Raw genomic sequence first — 19,164 nt, 5'->3', positions numbered from 1 at the left:
GTGAGCGAAGCGACCACCGGATCGGCGCGCGTCAAGCGCGGTCTCGCCGAGATGCTCAAGGGCGGCGTCATCATGGACGTCGTCACCCCCGAACAGGCGAAGATCGCCGAGGACGCCGGGGCCGTCGCCGTCATGGCGCTCGAGCGCGTGCCGGCGGACATCCGCGCGCAGGGCGGCGTGTCGCGCATGAGCGACCCCGACATGATCGACGGCATCATCGAGGCCGTCTCGATCCCGGTCATGGCGAAGGCGCGCATCGGCCACTTCGTCGAGGCCCAGGTGCTGCAGCAGCTCGGCGTCGACTACATCGACGAGTCGGAGGTGCTCTCGCCCGCCGACTACGTCAACCACATCGACAAGTGGGGCTTCCAGGTGCCGTTCGTGTGCGGTGCGACGAACCTGGGCGAGGCGCTGCGCCGCATCACCGAGGGCGCCGCGATGATCCGCTCGAAGGGCGAGGCCGGCACGGGCGACGTCTCCGAGGCGACCAAGCACATCCGCACGATCCAGGGCGAGATCAATGCGCTGCGCGCCAAGACGAAGGACGAGCTGTACGTCGCCGCCAAGGAGCTGCAGGCGCCCTACGAGCTCGTCGCCGAGGTCGCCGAGACCGGCAGGCTCCCCGTCGTGCTGTTCGTCGCCGGAGGAGTCGCCACGCCCGCCGACGCCGCGATGATGATGCAGCTGGGCGCCGACGGCGTGTTCGTGGGCTCGGGCATCTTCAAGTCGGGCGAGCCCGCGAAGCGCGCCGCCGCGATCGTCAAGGCCACGACGTTCCACGACGACCCCGCGGTGATCGCGGAGGTCTCGCGGGGCCTCGGCGAGGCGATGGTCGGCATCAACGTCTCCGACCTGCCCGCGCCGCACCGCCTGGCGGAGCGCGGCTGGTAGACGCCGGCCCGAACCTCGAAGGCGCCCCGCGGAGAGATCCGCGGGGCGCCTTCGCCGTCGCGGTGCCCTGCGATCCGCGGCGGCGACGTCGGTGCTCAGTAGTCCATCGGGATGACCTCGGTGACCCGCCCGTCGTCGCCCAGCAGCCTCCCCGCGAGCTTGAGGACGCGCAGCTGCACGGCGCGATCGCCGACGATGATGCCCGGTGCCAGGCGGACGAGCTGCGTCTCGAAGTCGGGAAGCTCGGACGGATGACGCAGCCACGCCACGAGGAAGAGGTTGCAGGGGCCCGTGAGCGTGAACACGGCGCGGATCGAGGGCGCGTTGGTCATCGCCTGCGCCGTCGCGATGAGGCGCTCCGGCGGCACCCGCAGCCAGAACGCCGCGAGCGCCTCCCGCTCGGCGACCGCCGGGCTGATGTCGCACCGGATCTCCACCGTCCCGCTCTCGAACAGCGGCTGCAGCCGGCGCCGCACGGTGTTGAGGCTGATGCCGAGCTCCTGCGCGAGCAGCGTGGCGGAGGCTCGTCCGTCTCGGCCCAGGGCGCGGACGATGCGCTCGTCGAGCTCGGCGAGCGGGCGCGGAGGCTCGCGCGGCGGCGTGGGGGCGAGGGCGTGCACGGCGCGGATCTGGGCCGGTGTGAGCGCGTTCAGCCGCCACTGCGCGGCCGTCGCGAACAGCCGCGTCACCACGTTCGACTGGATCCTCTGCACGCCGGAGAGGTTCCGCAGCCCGCGGATGAACGCCGCGGCCTCGGCCACCGAGCGGGTGCGCACCGACACCAGCAGGTCCGCCGACCCGGACATCTCCCGCACCGTCGCGGCCTGCCGTGCGCGGGCGATCGCCGCGGCGACCTCCTCCACCGCGCTGGGCGTGCAGCTCACCTCCAGCATCGCGGCCCCGCCGATGCGGCGCGGATTCGCGTAGGCGGTGATCCGCGCGTCCCCGCGCCGCGTGATGTCGCTCCAGCGCCGCGTCAGCGTCGCCGTGCTGATCTCGAGGGGTCCCGCCAGCCGGCGCCACGGCGCCCGGGGTGCGATCTGCAGGGCATGGATGATGCGCAGATCGATCTCGTCGTAGGTCTCACGCATGACCGTTCCTCTTGTTCGCTTCGTCGCGCGGATATCGACTTTGTTTCATCATCCTCCGATTCTTGGAACAGATCCGACATCTTCTCCGGCTGAGAGGGTCCAACGATACCTTCGGATCACCCGAGCGGACCCCGGCGCATCAACACGACCGCCGACCGCCCCATCGGCTCAGAGAGGAGCAGGATCGATGTCATCGACGACGCCTGCAGGAGGAATCGCCGCGCTGTCCCAGGCCTTCTCGGCGGGACGGCTGACTCCCACGGAGGCGCTCGAGCAGAGCCTGGCGAAGATCGCCGGCAAGGATCCGGTGCATCGCGCGATCGCGGAGCGGAACACGGACGACGCCCGCGCCCGCGCCGCGGCGAGCGACGAGCGCTGGCGCCGCGGCGCGCCCCTCGGGCCGCTCGACGGCGTCCCGGTGACGATCAAGGAGCGGCTGTCCATGACGACGATGCCGCGCACCTACGGGAGCCTGGCCTGCACGCCGACCCTGCCCGCGCAGAACGAGCCCTCCGTCGACCGGATGCTGGAGGCCGGCGCCGTGGTCGTCGCGAGCACCAATGTCCCGGACTTCATGGGAACGGCATCCGGCGTCTCGACGAGATACGGGGTGGCGAGGAACGCGTGGAACCCCGCCTGGAACACCGGCGGCTCGTCGGCGGGCGCCGGATCGGCGACCGCGCTGGGGTACGCCCCGCTGAACCTCGGCACGGACATCGGCGGATCCATCCGGGTGCCGGCGGCGATGAGCGGCGTCGTCGGCTTCAAGCCGTCCTTCGGACGCGTGCCGTTCTGGAACGTCTACTTCGGCCGCGTCGCGGGGCCGATGACCCGGTCCGTCGAGGACGCCGCGCTCGCGATGCGGTTCCTGTCGCTCCCCGACGCGCGCGACTGCTTCGCGATGCCCTATCAGGACCTGCCCTGGACAGACCTCGACATCGACGTCTCCTCGATGCGCATCGCCGTGTGCACCGATCTGCAGGAGGGCAAGCTGGTCGACCCGGAGATCGTGGCGGCCGTCGAGCGTGCGGCGCGCGTCTTCGAGGCCGCGGGCGCACGCGTCGAGGCCGTCGGCCCCTATCTGTCGCACGACTACGTGTCGCAGGGACAGGCCGTCTTCCAGGCCGCGAACCGGTGGACGGCCGTGCACGACGACCCGATCGTCACCGACCTCGACAAGGCCGATCCGCAGCTGCTGCGATCGGTCGCCGGCACCGAGTCGCGGTCGGCCGTCGATCTCATCCGCTCGATCAACATGGTCATCCCGCTCGTCCGGGAGACCTGCGCGCTGCTCGACGCCTACGACGTCGTGCTGTCGCCGACGATCGGGTTCCTCCCCGGCCCGGCCGAGAGCACGCAGCTCGAGGAGACGTCGCGGCACGCCATCTTCACCCGTCCGCTCAGCGCCGCCGGGGCGCCCGCCGTCTCGGTCAACTGCGGGTTCTCGGCGGAGGGCAAGCCCATCGGCCTGCAGATCGCCGCGTCGCGATGGGAGGACCTGCGCGTGCTCAGGGCGGCGCACTGGTACGAGCAGCATCGCGGCGCCGAGGCCACCCCGGACTGGAGCGTCCTGGACTGACGGATCGACGCCCCGCCCCCAGAGCCGCGAGCGCGAAGAGGCGCTCGCGCATCAGATCAAGATCAGGAGGAAGAACTCGTGAACGACAAGAACGACGGAACACCGAGACGCATCGGCCGCCGACGGCCGGCGGGTCTCGCCGGCCTCGCCGGCCTGGCGCTCGGAACGATGCTCGTCGCCGGCTGCACGACCGGCAGCGGAGGAGGAGGGAGCGCGGGCGCGGACGGCGAGCACGCGACCGACACGATCCGGATCTCGGAGATCTCGGACCCCAACAGCTTCAACCCCATGAAGGCGAGCGGGGGAGCGGCCTACAACGTGGCCTCGCTGTTGTACGAGACGCTCCTCTACCAGGACGCGGACCACGCCACCGCCGGCGGGCTCGCGGAGGAGTGGGACATCGCACCGGAACGCGCGGTCTTCACGATCCGCGACGGCGCCACGTGCTCCGACGGCACCGCGGTGACGCCGACCGTGGTCGCGAGCTCGCTGCGTGCCTTCGCCGACACGTCCGGGACCAAGGACATCGTCATGGGACCGGGTGACGTCGCGATCACGGCGGACGACGACGCGGGCACGGTCACGATCGACCTGGAGGTGCCCTGGGCCGACCTGGAACGCGGGCTGACGCTCCCGGAGACCGGGATCGTCTGCCCGGCCGGTCTCGACGACCTCGACGCGCTGAACATCGGCGAGGCCGACGGCGCGTACTCCGGGCCGTACACCCTCGCAGCGTTCCAGCCGGGAGCCATGATCACCCTCGAGCTGCGGGACGGCTTCCGGTTCCCGGAGTTCTCCGAGCCGCTCGAAGGCGTGCCCGCGCAGACCGTGGAGCTGCACATCCTGAACGACACGGCGGCCGCGAACGCGCTGCTCACGGGATCGCTGGACATCGCCCGCCTCATCTCCGACGCCATGAACCGCTTCGAGGACGGGGACGGATTCCGCACCGAGCGGTTCACCGTCTCCAGCGCGTTCATCATCTTCAACCAGCGCGAGGGACGGTTCTTCGCCGACGAGGCGAACCGCCGAGCGGTGGCGCAGGCGGTCGACCGCGCCGCCTTCGAGTACGCGACCTCGCAGGGCACGGGCAACCTGCTCGTCAGCTACATGCCGGCGGAGGGCGCGGAATGCGTGCTCGACGACGAGTCGGCGCTCGTCCCGCGGGACGCCGACGCCGCGGCCGCGGTCCTCGGCGGCGCCCAGCTGAAGCAGGTCGGCTCGCAGACCGTCGGCCCGCCGAACGGCGCGGGCAACTCGTACATCGCACAGGCGCTCGAGGAGCTCGGCGCCCAGGTCGATCTGACGAACTCCGACGCCGCGACGTGGTCCACGACGCTCGGCGAACGGCCCGACGCGTGGGATCTCACGGTGCAGAGCGTCACCAACCCGGGCCGCACGCACCTCGGAGCGCTCAGCCGATTCGTCGGGACGGTGAGCGACGAGGGCGGGCGCAACTACTCGGGCGACCCGCGGGAGGACGTCTTCCAGGCGTTGCTCGCCGCATCGGCCGAGGGCGACCAGGCCACGCGATGCGCCATGTACGAGCAGATCCAGAGGGACCTCGTCCAGTCGGCGGCCTTCGTGCCGCTGGCGGACAAGCCGGCCCAGGCGACGACGCGCGACGGGTTCTCCGTGCGGGTCTTCAACAACAGCACCATGTCCCTCGTCACGATGCGCATCACCGGGTGATCGCACCGGACACCTCGGATCGGGTGGCGTCGTCCCGGCGGGCGGCGCCACCCGATCGCCCGACGCGACGAGGCCCCGCTCGAGAAGGAGAGAGCAGACGATGATGGCGACGGTGAACGCGGGAGCGGTCTCCGGCCTGGCCGGGGACGGAGCCCCGCCCCGCACCGGGAGACGCGTCCGTCACCCGTGGACGCGGTTCCTCCTGCGCCGGGCGGGCGGGCTGCTGCTCTCGCTGGCGATCCTCCTCGTGGTGACGTTCCTGATCGTTCCGCTGCTGCCGGGCGACCCCGCCGTGGCGGCCGCCGGCGAGGGCGCCTCCCAGGAGCAGATCGAGCGGACCCGCGTGGCCCTCGGCCTCGACCAGCCGCTGCCCGTGCAGTTCTGGCGGTACCTGGTCGGCGTCTTCACCCTGGACATGGGACACTCGTTCGCCTCGGGCACCTCCGTGACGTCGGCGGTCTTCTCCCGGCTGCCGTTCACGGGCGAGATCGCCCTCCTGGCCATCGCGGCGACGCTGATCATCAGCGTGCCGGCCGGCATCGTCGTGGCACTGATGACGCGGGGCGGACGGCGCAGCTGGCTCGACCACGTCTTCAACGCCCTCACGAGCCTCGTCTTCGCGGTGCCCAACTACGTGCTCGCGACGGTGCTGATCTTCGTCTTCGCCATCCGGCTCGGCTGGTTCCCCTCGGGCGGCGCGGCGACCCTGGGCTCGCTCGTCCTCCCGACCGTCGCGATCATGCTCGGGCCGATCTGCGTCATCTCCCGCGTGGTCCGCCGCGAGGCGGCCACGATCCTGGAGCAGGACTACGTGCGCACCGCGCGCGGCTGGCGCCTCAGCCCGCTCCGCGTGAACCTCCGCTACGTCGTGCCCAACCTGCTCACGACGACGCTGACGCTGTCGGGCCTGATCCTCGCGGGGATGCTCGGCGGCGCCGTGGTCATCGAGACGGTCTTCGGCTGGCCCGGCCTCGGCAAGGGCGTCGTCGACGCCATCCTCTTGCGGGACTACCCGGTGATCCGGGCGATCATCCTTCTCCTCGGGCTGCTGGCGACCCTGCTCGTCATCCTCGTGGACATCGTCCTCGCGGCCGTCGACCCGCGCAATCTGACCGGAGGGGAACGTCATGGCTGAACGACGCCGCCGTGCTCTCGGCCCGGCCCTGATCATCGGGGCCGCACTGCTGCTCATCGTCGTCGCGGTCGCCGTGGTCGCCCCCGCCTTCGTGTCGGGGCCGGCGAACACGCTGACCGAGAACCGCGGCCTGCCGCTGTCGCGGGAGCACTGGCTGGGGACGAACGTCTTCGGCCAGGACAATCTCTCCCGGGTTCTCGTGGCCACGCGCCTCACGCTGGTCATGACGCTCGCCGCCTCCGCGATCTCCGTGGGCTTCGGCATCGCCGCCGGCATCATGATCTGGCTCGCCCCGGTGCACGTGCGCGAGTGGTGCCTGCGGATCCTGGAGACCGCGGTCGCCTACCCCACGCTGATCACGGCGCTCATCATCGCCGCGATCCTGCTGCCGGGCGCGACGACCGCCGTGATCGCGATGGGCGTCGCGGGGATACCGGGGTTCGCGCGCGTGACCGCCAACCTCGCCCAGCGCGTCTCGCACAGCGACTACTTCCGCACCGCACGGTTCCTCGGGGTCTCGCCCCGGCACCTGGCCACGCGGCACATGATCCCGTCCATGGCGGAGCCGCTGCTGATCCTGTCGGCGACGGTCTTCGCCGCCACCCTCGTCGAGATCTCGGCGCTGTCGTTCGTCGGCCTCGGCGTGCAGCCGCCCGCGTACGACCTCGGCTCGCTGCTCAACGACAGCCTGGACGCGCTGTACACGCAGCCCATCGAGGCCGCCGGGCCGGCGGTGATGATCGTGCTCATCTCCATCGCCGCGATGTTCGTCGGCGACGGCCTCGCCGCGGGCGCGAACCCGCAGGCCGCGCGGAGCTGGACGCCGCGCAAGCCCGATCCGAGCCCGGTCAGCCGCCCCGCTCCCGGGGACGAGGCGCTCGTGCGCGTGAGCGACCTGCGCATCGCAGGTCGCGGGGGAGAGGGGCCGGTCGATCTGGTGCACGGCATCGACCTGCACATCGACCGCGGCGAGATCCTCGGCATCGTGGGCGAGTCGGGATCCGGCAAGTCGCTCACGGCGATGTCGGTCGCCGGTCTCGCGGCCGACGACCTGAGCATCTCGGCCGACACCCTCCGCGTCGCCGAGCTGAACATGCTCGGAACGCCGTCGGCCACGACGCTGGCCGAGACGATCAGCATCATCTACCAGGACCCGGGCACGACCTTCAGCCCGTCGCTGCGGATGGGCACGCAGCTCACCGAGGTGATGCGCGTGCACCGGGGCTGGTCGCGCACGAGGGCGCGCGCCGTCATGATCGACGCGCTCGAGAAGGTCGGGATCACCGAGCCTGCGCGGCGCATGCGCCAGTACCCGCACGAGCTCTCCGGCGGGCAGCGCCAGCGCGCCATGATCGCCGCGGCGCTCGTCACGCAGCCGGCGCTGCTGATCGCCGACGAGCCGACCACGGCGCTCGACGTCACCGTGCAGGTGGAGGTGCTGCGTCAGTTCGCCCGCCTCCGCGCGGAGCACGGCACGGCGATCCTCTTCATCTCCCACGACATCGGAGTGGTGCAGGAGCTGTGCGATCGCGTGCTCGTGATGCGTGCGGGCCGGGTCGTCGAGGAGCTCACGCCCGGCGACATCCGGCGCCGGGACGTCCGGCATCCGTACACCAGGACCCTGCTGGACGCCGTGCCGCGGCTCACGCTGTCGGCCGCGCCGGCCGGTGCGCGCACGGACGTGCATACCGGCGGGCACACGGGAGAGGAGGGAACGCGATGACCGGTGACGACCGCGGCGACGCCGCGCACATCGTGTCGTGCCGCGACGTGCAGCTGCACTTCGGCGCCGCCCACGTGCTCAAGGACGTGACGCTCGGCATCCCCGTGGGACGCACGGTCGGCCTCGTCGGCGAGTCGGGCTCCGGCAAGTCCACGCTGGCGAAGGCGATCGTCGGGATGAACCGGATCTCGTCGGGGAGCCTCGTCGTGGCCGGCCACGACATCTCCCGGCTGCGCGGTCGGGAACGCCGGCGCCTCTTCCGCGAGGTGCAGTACGTCCCGCAGGACCCCTACTCCTCGCTGAACCCGCGCCGGCGCGTCGGGCAGACGCTCGCCGAGGCCATCGACCCGTCGAGGGCCGACTTCCGACGGCACCGCGAGGAGGTCGAGCGGATGCTGGAGGCGATGTGGATGACGGCGTCCGACGCCGGGAAGTACCCGCACGAGTTCTCCGGCGGCCAGCGCCAGCGGATCGCGATCGCGCGGGCGCTGCTCGTGCAGCCACGGCTCATCGTCGCCGACGAGATCACGTCGGCGCTCGACGTCTCGGTGCAGGCCGAGGTCGTGCGCCTGCTCCAGGAGCTCCGCGGCCGGCGGGAGCACTCCATGCTCTTCATCACCCACAACCTCGCGGTCGCGCAGGAGGTGTGCGACGACGTCGTCGTGATGCTCAGCGGACGCGTGGTCGAGACGGGCCCGGTCGAGAGCGTCTTCAACGATCCACGGCACGAGTACACCCGCCGGCTCCTCGACTCCGTGCCCGGAGCGCCCGGCTTCTCGCTGGCGTGAGCGTCCGCGCGCGTGGTCGCGCCCGGCAGGATGGAACCCCCGACAGAAAGCGAGCCCCCATGCACGATGCGTCCCCCGCCCGCCCCGGAGCCACGCGGCACGATCCGGCCGTGCGCGGCTTCGCCTCCGACAACAACGCCGGCATCCATCCCGAGGTGCTCGCCGCGATCGCGCAGGCGAACGGCGGACATCAGAAGGCATACGGCGCCGATGTCTACACCGCACGACTGCAGGAGGTGTTCCGCGACCACTTCGGCGACGCGGCAGAGGCGTTCCCCGTGTTCAACGGCACGGGGGCGAACGTCGTCGGACTCCAGTCCATGCTGCCGCGCTGGGGCGCGGTGATCACGGCATCCACCGCCCACGTGAACCTCGACGAGGGCGGGGCGCCCGAGCGCGTGGGCGGCATGAAGCTGCTGCCGGTGCTCGCGGACGACGGCAAGCTCACCCCCGAGCTGGTCGACCGCGAGGCATGGGGCTGGGGCGACGAGCATCGCGCGCAGCCGCTCGTGGTGTCGATCTCGCAGTCCACCGAGCTGGGCACGGTCTACACGCCCGCAGAGATCCGCGCCCTCGCCGATCACGCGCACGAGCGCGGCATGCGCCTGCACATGGACGGCTCGCGGCTCGCGAACGCCGCCGCGGCGCTCGACGTGCCGCTCCGCGCCCTCACGACCGATGCCGGCGTCGACGTGCTGAGCTTCGGCGGCACGAAGAACGGCGCGATGCTGAGCGAGGCCATCCTGGTGCTGGGCCCCGAGGTCGGGGAGGGGCTCGTCTACGCGCGCAAGTACGCGATGCAGCTCGCGTCGAAGATGCGCTTCGTCTCGGCGCAGCTGCTCGCGCTGCTGGAGGGCGACCTGTGGCTGCGCAACGCCCGGCACGCGAACGCGATGGCCGCGCGGCTCCGCGGCGCCGTCGAGGCCGGACTCGCCGACGGCTCGATCCGCGGAGTCGCCTTCACCCAGCCCACGCAGGCCAACGGCGTCTTCGCGACGCTGCCCGAGGGCGTCGCCGACCCGCTGCGCGCGACGTTCCGGTTCTACGACTGGCGTGCCGAGCACCGGGAGGTGCGCTGGATGTGCAGCTTCGACACGACCGAGGACGACGTCGACGCCTTCGTCGCCGAGATCGGGCGCCTGACCCGGGGAGCCTGATGGAGGCGCGCGGGCCGCGCGGCGTGACTGACATAGGCTGACATGCGAATCGACTCGCGCGCTCGGAACGAGGAGGATGTCGTCCGGGTCCCGGCCGTCACCGGTGCGCATCGGCGGAGAGAAGAAGCAGAGAGAAGAGGTGCCCGGGTGAGCCTGACCGCGTCCGGCGAGGGAGATCACGGCGTCGACGCGACGCGTCCGAGGGTCGGCGTCCTCGCCCTGCAGGGCGACGTGCGCGAGCACGAGCGCGTGCTCGCGCAGCTCGGCGCCGACGTCGTGCGCGTGCGGCGCGCCGAGGAGCTGGCATCCGTCGAGGGTCTCGTGATCCCCGGCGGCGAGTCGAGCGTGATCGACAAGCTCTCCCGGTCGTTCGGCCTGCAGGCACCGATCCGGGCCGCGATCGCGTCGGGCCTCCCGGTGTACGGCACGTGCGCCGGTCTCATCATGCTCGCCGACCGCATCGTGGACGGCATCGAAGGGCAGGAGAGCTTCGGCGGGCTCGACATCGCGGTGCAGCGCAACGCGTTCGGCGGTCAGATCGAGTCGTTCGAGACGGAGCTCGACGTGCCCGCGCTCGGCTCCGCGCCGGTGCCCGCGACGTTCATCCGGGCGCCCGTCGTGCGCGAGGCCGGCGCCGGCGTCGAGGTGCTCGCGCGGCTGTCGGACGGGCGCATCGTCGCGGTGCGCCAGGGCGGCCTGCTCGGCACGTCGTTCCACCCCGAGGTGGCCGGGGAGACCCGGTTCCACGCGCTGTTCCTGGACGCCGTGCGGCAGCGAGTCGGCGCCGCGGCCGCGTAGGCGCGCACCCCGCGCGGGGCGCACGTTTAGAATGGAGCGTTGCGCGGGCGCGTGCCAGTGCCTGCGCGCCGTCGTCAGCCGCGGGTCGACGAGACGTCCCCGCCAGGAAGGAAGCCCGTATGTCCGGTCACTCCAAGTGGGCCACGACCAAGCACAAGAAGGCCGTCATCGACGCGCGTCGCGCGAAGTCGTGGGCCAAGCTCATCAAGAACATCGAGGTCGCCGCGAAGCTGGGCGGCCCCGACCTGCAGGGCAACCCGACGCTGTTCGACGCCGTGCTGAAGGCGAAGAAGACGTCGGTCCCGAAGGACAACATCGACCGGGCGATCAAGCGCGGCGCGGGCATCGGCGGCGAGTCGGTCGAGTACTCGTCGATCATGTACGAGGGGTACGGGCCCAACGGCGTCGCCCTCATGATCGAGTGTCTGACGGACAACAAGAACCGCGCCGCGGCGGAGGTGCGCACCGCCCTCTCGCGCAACGGCGGCAGCCTCGCCGACCCCGGCAGCGTCGCGTACAACTTCACCCGCAAGGGCGTCATCGTCGTGTCGGGCGAGGGCACGACCGAGGACGACGTCATGATGGCGGTGCTCGAGGCGGGCGCCGAAGAGGTCGAGCCGCACGCGCAGGGCTTCGAGGTCATCACGGAGGCGACCGATCTCGTGACCGTGCGCAGCGCGCTGCAGGACGCCGGCATCGAGTACGAGTCGGCCGACGTCGAGTTCGTGCCGAACCTGAAGGTGGAGGTCGACGCCGACACCGCCCGCAAGGTGTTCCGCCTCATCGACGCCCTCGAGGACAGCGACGACGTGCAGAACGTCTTCAGCAACTTCGACCTCACCCCCGAGGTGCAGGCGGAGCTCGAAGCCGACGACTGAACCCGCCCTGCCGGTCGCGGGCGGACGCATCGATGCTCGGTGCAGCGGTCGACGACACGGATCTCGATACGCCCACGGCTGCGCCGCGGGCACTCGATCAGCGGAGTCTGGGGCGAGCCTCACCCCACTGGTCGGTGGCTGTCGTCTCCGCTGGTTGAGTAGCCGCCGGAGGCGGCGTATCGAAACCCGTGTCATGGTTCGTGGGAGGGATCTCGATACGCCCGCGGCTGTGCCGCGGGCACTCGATCAGCGGGGTGTGGTGCGGGGTGGCTCGGGTGGCTGGTTGGCGGCGGTTGTTGCCGCTGGTTGAGTAGCCGCCGGAGGCGGCGTATCGAAACCCGTGTCATGGTCCGTGGGAGGGATCTCGATACGCCCGCGGCTGCGCCGCGGGCACTCGATCAGCGGGGTGTGGAGTGTGGCTCGGGTGGCTGGTCGGGGGCTGTTGCTGCCGCTGGTTGAGTAGCCGCCGGAGGCGGCGGATCGAAACCCGTGTCATGCTCCGAGACGTTGAACCGCGGCCCCAGGGCTCCTAGCGCGGCACGCGCGGGTAGTCGGCGAGCGGGACGAGCCGCAGGCCGGCCGGGTCATCGAGCGCGGCGTACACGGCGCGCGTCTCGGCGTCGTCGTGCTCTCCCATCGTCTCGACGAGAAACGTCCGCACGGCGGCGGTCTCGTCGAGGGTCAGCGTGCGCGGCAGCGGCGCGGACACCGCCGCGCCCAGCACGGACAGCAGCAGACCGTGCACACGGGGCATCCCGTCCGCGACGGGCGGCTGGTAGTAGGGCATCGCGAGCGCGCCCGCCCCGCGCCTCGCATAGAACGCGAGGCGGCGCGCCGGGTCGCCGTGGTCGGGGTGCGCCGGAAACAGGTCGGGACGCTCGATCTCCGCGAGCACGATCTGCACGCCGGGCCGGGCGAGCCAGCGGGAGAGCCCCGCGGCGACGAGAGCCGAGCCCGTGCCGGCGCCGCGGGTGACGCCGCCGACCGCCAGCCACACGACGAGCACGGCCGCGCCGTGACGCGAGCCGACGATCGCGCCCGCGAGGCCGCTGTCCGTGCGCGCGGCGAGGACGTCGAGACGATCGTCCCGCGCCTCGGCCACGAAGACGTCGCGGGCGACGAGCTCGGTCACGGGAAAGCTCGGCGCCAGGATCTCGTCGTAGACGCGCTCGAGGTCGGCCACGGAGCGTACGGGCGTGACGTCGGGCGACGGGACGTTCTGTGCGGGCACGGGGCTTCCTTCCGGGCCGGATCGTGGCCGGCTCCCGCTTCTACGTTACGCGCGCCGCCGCCGGGCGGTGCGGCGTCACACCGCCTGCAGGAAGCCCTCGCGCTGCGCGTCCTCCGCGAGGTGCGCGAGCGCCGGGGGCACCTCGCGCCCCTTGGAGAGCATCGACTGCGCCCACAGGCGCCCCGCGCGGTACGACGACCGCACGAGGGGACCGGCCAGGACCCCGAGGAAGCCGATGCGCTCGGCCTCCTCCTTGAACTCCACGAACTCCGCGGGCTTGACCCACCGCGCCACGGGCAGGTGCCGCGGCGTCGGGCGCAGGTACTGCGTGATCGTGACGATGTCGCAGCCGGCGCCGCGCAGGTCGCCGAGCGCCTGCACGACCTCCTCGGGCTCCTCGCCCATGCCGAGGATGAGGTTCGACTTGGTGATGAGACCGGCATCCCGCGCCTGGGAGATGACGTCGAGGGAGCGCTCGTAGCGGAACGCGGGACGGATGCGCTTGAAGATGCGGGGCACCGTCTCGACGTTGTGCGCGAACACCTCGGGTCGCGCGTCGAACACCTCGCCCAGCAGCGCCGGCTCGCCGTTGAAGTCGGTCGCGAGCAGCTCGACGCCCGTGTTCGGGTTCAGCTCGTGGATCTTCCGCACCGTCTCGGCGTTGAGCCACGATCCGCCGTCGGGCAGGTCGTCGCGGGCGACGCACGTGACCGTCGCGTAGCGCAGCTGCATCCGCTGCACGCTCTCGGCCACGCGTCGCGGCTCGTCGATGTCGTAGTCGGCGGGCTTTCCCGTGTCGATCTGGCAGAAGTCGCAGCGACGCGTGCACTGCGAGCCGCCGATGAGGAACGTCGCCTCGCGGTCCTCCCAGCACTCGTAGATGTTGGGGCAGCCGGCCTCCTGGCAGACGGTGTGCAGCTCCTCGGTCTTCACGAGGGTCTGCAGCGCCTTGTACTCGGGTCCGAGGCGTGCCTTGGTCTTGATCCACTCGGGCTTGCGCTCGATCGGCGTCTGGGCGTTGCGCACCTCGAGGCGCAGCAGCTTGCGCCCGCCCGGCGCCGTTCCCGGTGTGCTCTGCGATGCGTCGCCCGCTCCGCAGGCGCTCATGCCGCGACCTCCTCGGCGACGCGGCGGGCGGCGCGGAACGCGTCGGCGACGGCGTCGGCGACCTCGGCGGGGGAGACGTGCGCGCCGATCACCTCGCTCAGCGTCGTGACCCCGGCATCCGAGATGCCGCACGGCACGATGTGCGAGAACGGCGCGAGCGCGTTGTCGCAGTTGAGCGCGAAGCCGTGCATCGTGACGCCGCGCTGCACGCGCACGCCGATCGCGGCGATCTTGTCCTCCGAGAGCGGCCGCCGCACCCAGACGCCGCTGCGGCCCTCGACGCGGTAGCCGTCGACGCCGTACGCGCCGAGCACGCCGATGAGCACCTCCTCGAGGTGGCGCACGTGCGCCACGACGTCGAGGGGCTCGGGGAGGCGCACGATCGGATAGCCGACCAGCTGACCGGGGCCGTGCCACGTGATCTTGCCGCCACGGTCCACCTTCACGACAGGAGTGCCGTCGTCGGGGTGCTCGCGCTGCAGCGTGCGGGCGCCCGCGGTGTAGACGGGCTCGTGCTCGACGAGCAGCAGCGTGTCGGGCCGGGTGCCGGCGACGACGCCGGCGTGCACCTCGCGCTGCAGCGCCCAGGCGTCGTGATAGGGGACATAGTGCGGCGCGAGGCCGACCGTCTGCACATCGAGCACGGGATCTCCTTGTCTGCGGGATCGTCTTGTCTGCGGTCTCGCCCGCGACGGCATTTTGGACTGCGTCCAACAATACGCCGAATGGTCGCCGGCGTCACACACCGCGTGCAGTTCTCAGGAAGAGTCGCGCGCGACCGGGCGGATGCCGGCCCTGGCATCCGGTTCTCCTGAGTCGTGCACAGCCGCGCTGGGTACGCTGGCGTCATGAGCAGCACCGGCCGGCCGCGCGCGTCGTCGCGCGAGACGCTCGCCGAGGCGGCCTGCGAGCTGTTCCTCGAGCAGGGCTACGAGCAGACGACCGTCGCGGACATCACGCAGCGCGCCGGCGTGAGCCGCTCGAGCTTCTTCAACTACTTCTCCTCGAAGGCCGACGTGCTGTGGGCGGGCCTCGACGAGCGCATCGCGGCGCTGCGCGCGCGGCTCGAGGCCGACGACGGCGCGGATGCCGCCGACGCCGTGCGCGCGGCGCTCGACACGCTCGGCGAGGACTTCGCTCCCGACAGCCTCGCGCTTGCGCTCGTCAACGCCGAGGCCATGGGCCTGGGCGATGAGCTGCAGCGCGAGGCCGCCGTGCGCAGCGTGCGGGTCGCGGCAGCGGTCGCGGCGCGGCTGCGCCGCGCGGGCGTGAACGTGCTCCGCGCCGACGTCGCGGGCGCCGCGCACGGCGGCGCGGTGCTCGCCGCGATCGTGGCGTGGGCGCGCGCCGGCGCCGGGCGCACGCCGCTGTCGTCCGTGCTGCACGAGGCGCTGGACGCCGCCGCGGCGACCCTGCGCCGCTGACGTCCGCGGCGCTCGTCGTGCGGCATCGGCGGCGAGCCGCCGTCGCCGCGTAGAATCGGGGGATCATGGCGACTTTCGGCACACTCTCCGACCGGCTCACCGAGACCTTCCGCAATCTGCGCACCAAGGGCAAGCTCACGCCCGCCGACGTCGACGGCACGGTGCGCGAGATCCGGCGCGCGCTGCTGGACGCCGACGTCGCGCTGGCCGTCGTGAAGGAGTTCACGGCGAAGGTGCGCGAGCGGGCGCTCGGCGACGAGGTCAATCGCGCGCTCAACCCCGCCCAGCAGGTCGTGCAGATCGTCAACGAGGAGCTCGTCGCGATCCTCGGCGGCGAGCAGCGTCGCCTGCAGTTCGCGAAGAACCCGCCGACGGTCATCATGCTCGCGGGTCTGCAGGGGTCGGGCAAGACCACGTTCGCCGGCAAGCTCGCCAAGCAACTGGAGAAGGACGGCCACACGCCGCTGCTCGTCGCGTGCGACCTGCAGCGCCCGAACGCCGTGAACCAGCTGCAGGTCGTCGCGCAGCAGGCCGGCGCGGCGATCTACGCGCCCGAGCCGGGCAACGGCGTCGGAGACCCCGTGCGCGTCGCGCGCGACGGCGTCGAGCACGCGCGCCGCCACCTGCACGACGTCGTCGTCATCGACACCGCGGGCCGCCTCGGCGTCGACGCGGAGCTCATGCAGCAGGCCGCCGACATCCGTCGTGCGACCGACCCTGACGAGGTGCTGTTCGTCATCGACGCGATGATCGGACAGGATGCCGTGAACACGGCGAAGGCGTTCCTCGAGGGCGTCGACTTCACCGGCGTGGTGCTGTCCAAGCTCGACGGCGACGCCCGCGGCGGCGCCGCGCTGTCGGTCGCCTCCGTCACCGGCCGTCCCATCATCTTCGCCTCGACGGGCGAGGGCCTCGACGACCTCGAGGCGTTCCACCCCGACCGCATGGCGAGCCGCATCCTCGACCTCGGCGACATCCTCACGCTCATCGAGCAGGCCCAGCAGGCCTTCGACGAGGACGAGGCGCGCAAGGTCGCCGAGAAGCTCGCGAAGGAGCAGTTCACCCTCGAAGACTTCCTCGACCAGCTTCAGCAGATGAAGAAGATGGGCTCGATGAAGAAGATGCTCAGCATGCTGCCCGGCATGGGGCAGATGAAGGAGCAGCTCGACAACTTCGACGACCGCGAGATCGACCGCACCGAGGCGATCATCCGCTCGATGACCCCGGCGGAGCGGCGCAACCCCAAGATCCTCAACGGCTCGCGGCGCCTGCGCATCGCGCGCGGCTCGGGCATGACCGTCACCGACGTCAACCAGCTGGTGCAGCGCTTCGACCAGGCGGCGAAGATGATGAAGACGGTCGCGCGCGGCGGCGTGCCGAACATCCCCGGCGTCGGCCCCGTCGGCGGCCGTCCCGGCGCGTCGGCCAAGCGGGGCAACAAGAAGGCGAAGCAGTCGGGCTCGCGCTCGGGCAACCCCGCGAAGCGCGCGGCCGAGAACGCGGGCATCGCGGCGGCCGCCGCGTCGGCGCCGACCGGCTCGGGCTTCGGGCTCGGCGGGGCGTCGGCGCAGCCGAGCGAGGCCGATCTCGCCGAGATCCAGAAGCTCTTCGGCAAGGGCTGAGCCCGCCCGGCGAGCGCCGGTCCGGGGCCGCGTCCGTCGCGCCGGGTCAGTGCCCCAGGCTCGCGAGGTGCTCGCGCAGCGTGGGGCCGGCGCGGAACTCGCGGATGAGGTGCCGCACGACCTCGTGCAGGTCGCCCTGCGCGGCCTCGGCCACGAGCACCTGGCGGGCGTAGCTCGCGCCCTGCGCGACGATCGTGCGCAGGCCCGCGAACTCGCGGGCGCAGTGCAGCTCCTCGGCGATCGGCGCGATCTGCTCGATCGTCTCGAGCAGATGATCCACGACGGGGCGCTGCGTGCCGGCGGCGTCCACGATGACGCGCGCGTCGAGCCCGTAGCGGGCCGCACGCCACTTGTTCTCGCGCACGAACCAGGGCGGGATGCTCGGCACCGGGCGCCCCTCGTCGAGCTCGCGCGAGAAGTGCTCGGTGAGCACCTGCACGAGCGCGGCGACGGCGGCCAGCTCGGGGAGGGTCGACATGCCGTCGCACGCGCGCACCTCGATCGTGCCCCAGCGCGGCGCGGGGCGGATGTCCCAGCGCACCTCGGTCGCGTCCTCCATCACGCCCGTGCGCACCATGTCGTCGAGGTAGCCCTCGAACTGCGACCAGTCGGTGAGCGGCCACGGCAGTCCCGCGGTCGGCAGCTGCTGGAAGACGAGCGAGCGGTTCGACGCGTAGCCCGTGCGCTCGCCCGCCCAGAACGGGCTGGACGCCGACAGCGCCTGCAGGTGCGGAAGATAGACCGAGAGCGCGCCGATCAGCGGGAAGACCTTGTTCACGTCCTCGACGCCGACGTGCACGTGGATGCCCCAGATCATCATGTTGCGCCCCCACCACTGGGTGCGCTCGATGAGCTTGTGATAGCGGGTCTTGTCGGTCACCTGCTGGCGGTACCACTGCGCGAAGGGATGGCTTCCCGCGCACAGCAGCTCGATCTCGAGCGGGTTGGTCACCGTGCGCACGGAGGCGATCGCGTCGGCGATGTCGTCGACCGCGGCGGCGACCGTGTCGCCGACGCCGCTCGTGACCTCGATCGTGTTCGTGAGCAGCTCGCCCGTGATCGTGTAGCGCTCCAGCGCCGTCGCCTCCTTCAGCGCCGGCAGGAACTCGGGGGCGCGGGGAACGAGGTCGCCGGTGTCGCGATCGGCGAGCATGAGCTCCCACTCGATGCCCACGGTCGAGCGCTCGGAGGAGGCGAAAGTGATCGTCACCGGCACAGTCTGACACGCCGGTCCGGTCGGGTTCGCAGCATGCGTCACGATCTGGCAAAATAGAACGCTGGATCACGTACCCGACCCTCTATCCGGTTCGTCGGTCCGACCATTGAGCTTCCGCCGGGTGTGCACCCCACGCTCCAGGCGACGTTCGTTCGCTTACACACACCATTCAGGAGAATCGTGGCTGTCAAGATTCGTCTCAAGCGCCTGGGCAAGATCCGGGCGCCCTACTACCGCATCGTCGTCGCCGACTCGCGCACCAAGCGCGACGGCCGCGTGATCGAGGAGATCGGCAAGTACCACCCCACCGAGAACCCCTCGTTCATCGAGGTCGACTCGGCGCGTGCGCAGTACTGGCTGTCGGTCGGCGCCCAGCCCACCGAGCAGGTCACCGCGATCCTCAAGCTCACGGGCGACTGGGGCAAGTTCAAGGGCGACAAGAACGCCGTCTCGACGGTGCAGGTCGCCGAGGGCCGCGCCGAGTTCGCCGTCGACGCGTCGAAGAAGTCGGTCATCAGGCCCAAGGCCGAGAAGAAGGCCGAAGAGCCGGTCGCCGAAGAGCCCGCTGCCGACGAGGCCGCGGCCGACGCCGAGTAATCCGTTGCTGACCGCCGCGCTCGAACACGTCGTCAAGGGGATCGTCGATCACCCCGACGACGTCGTCATCCGTTCCTCCTCGTCGCCCCGCGGCGAAGTGCTCGAGGTGCGCGTGCACCCCGACGACCGGGGCCGGGTGATCGGGCGCGGCGGCCGCACGGCGAAAGCCCTGCGCACGGTGGTGTCCGCCCTGGCCGACGGTCAGCGGGTGCGCGTCGATGTCGCGGATGACTGA

Annotated in this window: 18 protein-coding genes; 13 read left to right on the top strand and 5 right to left on the bottom strand. The window is 71.6% G+C overall.

Annotated features, from left to right (window positions below; genetic code table 11):
- Positions 1-891: a pyridoxal 5'-phosphate synthase lyase subunit PdxS gene (pdxS, locus tag AOA12_RS10550; RefSeq protein WP_054682536.1), complete on the top strand. Its 891-nt coding sequence runs from the start codon at positions 1-3 to the stop codon at positions 889-891.
- 95 nt (positions 892-986) lie between these two features.
- Here pdxS and AOA12_RS10545 read toward each other — a convergent pair whose 3' ends face one another.
- Positions 987-1,982, bottom strand: coding sequence for an Lrp/AsnC family transcriptional regulator (locus tag AOA12_RS10545; protein ID WP_054682535.1), 996 nt, complete (start codon positions 1,980-1,982; stop codon positions 987-989).
- Between the two features lie 187 nt (positions 1,983-2,169).
- Between AOA12_RS10545 and AOA12_RS10540 the strand changes: the two genes are divergently transcribed.
- The 8 genes from AOA12_RS10540 to AOA12_RS10505 all read left to right on the top strand — a co-directional run bounded on the left by AOA12_RS10540 (position 2,170) and on the right by AOA12_RS10505 (position 11,732).
- Positions 2,170-3,561, top strand: coding sequence for an amidase family protein (locus AOA12_RS10540; protein ID WP_054682534.1), 1,392 nt, complete (start codon positions 2,170-2,172; stop codon positions 3,559-3,561).
- A 78-nt stretch (positions 3,562-3,639) separates the two neighbouring features.
- Positions 3,640-5,253 (top strand): ABC transporter substrate-binding protein, encoded by a 1,614-nt coding sequence (locus tag AOA12_RS10535; RefSeq protein ID WP_054682533.1) that lies wholly within the window; start codon positions 3,640-3,642, stop codon positions 5,251-5,253.
- 100 nt (positions 5,254-5,353) lie between these two features.
- Positions 5,354-6,388: an ABC transporter permease gene (locus tag AOA12_RS10530; RefSeq protein ID WP_231637226.1), complete on the top strand. Its 1,035-nt coding sequence runs from the start codon at positions 5,354-5,356 to the stop codon at positions 6,386-6,388.
- Positions 6,381-8,111 carry a dipeptide/oligopeptide/nickel ABC transporter permease/ATP-binding protein gene (locus AOA12_RS10525; RefSeq protein WP_082406154.1) on the top strand — a complete coding sequence of 577 codons (1,731 nt, stop codon included), beginning with the start codon at positions 6,381-6,383 and terminating at the stop codon, positions 8,109-8,111. Before AOA12_RS10530 ends, AOA12_RS10525 begins: the two co-directional genes overlap by 8 nt.
- Positions 8,108-8,899, top strand: coding sequence for an ABC transporter ATP-binding protein (locus tag AOA12_RS10520; protein WP_054682532.1), 792 nt, complete (start codon positions 8,108-8,110; stop codon positions 8,897-8,899). The genes AOA12_RS10525 and AOA12_RS10520 overlap by 4 nt, the downstream gene beginning before the upstream one ends.
- 59 nt (positions 8,900-8,958) lie before the next feature.
- Positions 8,959-10,056 carry a threonine aldolase family protein gene (locus AOA12_RS10515; protein WP_054682531.1) on the top strand — a complete coding sequence of 366 codons (1,098 nt, stop codon included), beginning with the start codon at positions 8,959-8,961 and terminating at the stop codon, positions 10,054-10,056.
- Positions 10,057-10,203: 147 nt separating this feature from the next.
- Positions 10,204-10,854 carry a pyridoxal 5'-phosphate synthase glutaminase subunit PdxT gene (gene pdxT, locus AOA12_RS10510; RefSeq protein WP_231637225.1) on the top strand — a complete coding sequence of 217 codons (651 nt, stop codon included), beginning with the start codon at positions 10,204-10,206 and terminating at the stop codon, positions 10,852-10,854.
- A 119-nt stretch (positions 10,855-10,973) separates the two neighbouring features.
- Positions 10,974-11,732, top strand: coding sequence for a YebC/PmpR family DNA-binding transcriptional regulator (locus tag AOA12_RS10505; RefSeq protein WP_054682530.1), 759 nt, complete (start codon positions 10,974-10,976; stop codon positions 11,730-11,732).
- 529 nt (positions 11,733-12,261) lie between these two features.
- Here AOA12_RS10505 and AOA12_RS10500 read toward each other — a convergent pair.
- The 3 genes from AOA12_RS10500 to lipB all read right to left on the bottom strand — a co-directional run bounded on the left by AOA12_RS10500 (position 12,262) and on the right by lipB (position 14,768).
- Complete coding sequence (locus AOA12_RS10500) at positions 12,262-12,963, bottom strand: hypothetical protein (protein WP_054682529.1); 702 nt, start codon at positions 12,961-12,963, stop codon at positions 12,262-12,264.
- A gap of 75 nt (positions 12,964-13,038) precedes the next feature.
- Positions 13,039-14,070: a lipoyl synthase gene (lipA, locus tag AOA12_RS10495; protein WP_054682528.1), complete on the bottom strand. Its 1,032-nt coding sequence runs from the start codon at positions 14,068-14,070 to the stop codon at positions 13,039-13,041.
- Entirely contained in the window at positions 14,067-14,768 is a 702-nt protein-coding gene (lipB, locus tag AOA12_RS10490; protein ID WP_082406150.1) for a lipoyl(octanoyl) transferase LipB, read from the bottom strand. The genes lipA and lipB overlap by 4 nt, the downstream gene beginning before the upstream one ends.
- A gap of 150 nt (positions 14,769-14,918) precedes the next feature.
- On the opposite strand from lipB, the gene AOA12_RS10485 reads away from it, so the two are divergent.
- Both AOA12_RS10485 and ffh read left to right on the top strand, forming a co-directional pair.
- A complete protein-coding gene (locus AOA12_RS10485; protein ID WP_054682526.1) occupies positions 14,919-15,494 on the top strand; it encodes a TetR/AcrR family transcriptional regulator in 576 nt (191 codons plus the stop codon).
- A gap of 65 nt (positions 15,495-15,559) precedes the next feature.
- Positions 15,560-17,116, top strand: a complete 1,557-nt coding sequence (ffh, locus tag AOA12_RS10480; protein WP_054682525.1) for a signal recognition particle protein — start codon at positions 15,560-15,562, stop codon at positions 17,114-17,116.
- Between the two features lie 46 nt (positions 17,117-17,162).
- Here ffh and AOA12_RS10475 read toward each other — a convergent pair whose 3' ends face one another.
- Positions 17,163-18,326, bottom strand: coding sequence for a glutamate--cysteine ligase (locus AOA12_RS10475; RefSeq protein WP_054682524.1), 1,164 nt, complete (start codon positions 18,324-18,326; stop codon positions 17,163-17,165).
- Positions 18,327-18,512: 186 nt separating this feature from the next.
- Between AOA12_RS10475 and rpsP the strand changes: the two genes are divergently transcribed.
- Positions 18,513-18,929, top strand: a complete 417-nt coding sequence (gene rpsP, locus AOA12_RS10470) for a 30S ribosomal protein S16 (RefSeq protein ID WP_054682523.1) — start codon at positions 18,513-18,515, stop codon at positions 18,927-18,929.
- A gap of 4 nt (positions 18,930-18,933) precedes the next feature.
- Positions 18,934-19,164, top strand: a complete 231-nt coding sequence (locus tag AOA12_RS10465) for an RNA-binding protein (protein ID WP_054682522.1) — start codon at positions 18,934-18,936, stop codon at positions 19,162-19,164.

The sequence above is a fragment of the Microbacterium sp. No. 7 genome, from assembly GCF_001314225.1.
In the GTDB taxonomy this organism is placed as follows: domain Bacteria; phylum Actinomycetota; class Actinomycetes; order Actinomycetales; family Microbacteriaceae; genus Microbacterium.
This window is presented reverse-complemented; position numbering and strand designations above follow the sequence as displayed.

What these genes read in the sequence shown, in the direction of transcription:
- AOA12_RS10540 (WP_054682534.1), top strand. Translation starts at nt 2,170, where the DNA reads ATGTCATCGACGACGCCTGCAGGAGGAATCGCCGCGCTGTCCCAGGCC.
- AOA12_RS10515 (WP_054682531.1), top strand. Translation starts at nt 8,959, where the DNA reads ATGCACGATGCGTCCCCCGCCCGCCCCGGAGCCACGCGGCACGATCCG.
- lipB (WP_082406150.1), bottom strand. Translation starts at nt 14,768, where the DNA reads ATGCCGTCGCGGGCGAGACCGCAGACAAGACGATCCCGCAGACAAGGA.
- AOA12_RS10530 (WP_231637226.1), top strand. Translation starts at nt 5,354, where the DNA reads ATGATGGCGACGGTGAACGCGGGAGCGGTCTCCGGCCTGGCCGGGGAC.
- AOA12_RS10505 (WP_054682530.1), top strand. Translation starts at nt 10,974, where the DNA reads ATGTCCGGTCACTCCAAGTGGGCCACGACCAAGCACAAGAAGGCCGTC.
- AOA12_RS10545 (WP_054682535.1), bottom strand. Translation starts at nt 1,982, where the DNA reads ATGCGTGAGACCTACGACGAGATCGATCTGCGCATCATCCATGCCCTG.
- AOA12_RS10485 (WP_054682526.1), top strand. Translation starts at nt 14,919, where the DNA reads ATGAGCAGCACCGGCCGGCCGCGCGCGTCGTCGCGCGAGACGCTCGCC.
- lipA (WP_054682528.1), bottom strand. Translation starts at nt 14,070, where the DNA reads ATGAGCGCCTGCGGAGCGGGCGACGCATCGCAGAGCACACCGGGAACG.
- AOA12_RS10520 (WP_054682532.1), top strand. Translation starts at nt 8,108, where the DNA reads ATGACCGGTGACGACCGCGGCGACGCCGCGCACATCGTGTCGTGCCGC.
- AOA12_RS10525 (WP_082406154.1), top strand. Translation starts at nt 6,381, where the DNA reads ATGGCTGAACGACGCCGCCGTGCTCTCGGCCCGGCCCTGATCATCGGG.
- ffh (WP_054682525.1), top strand. Translation starts at nt 15,560, where the DNA reads ATGGCGACTTTCGGCACACTCTCCGACCGGCTCACCGAGACCTTCCGC.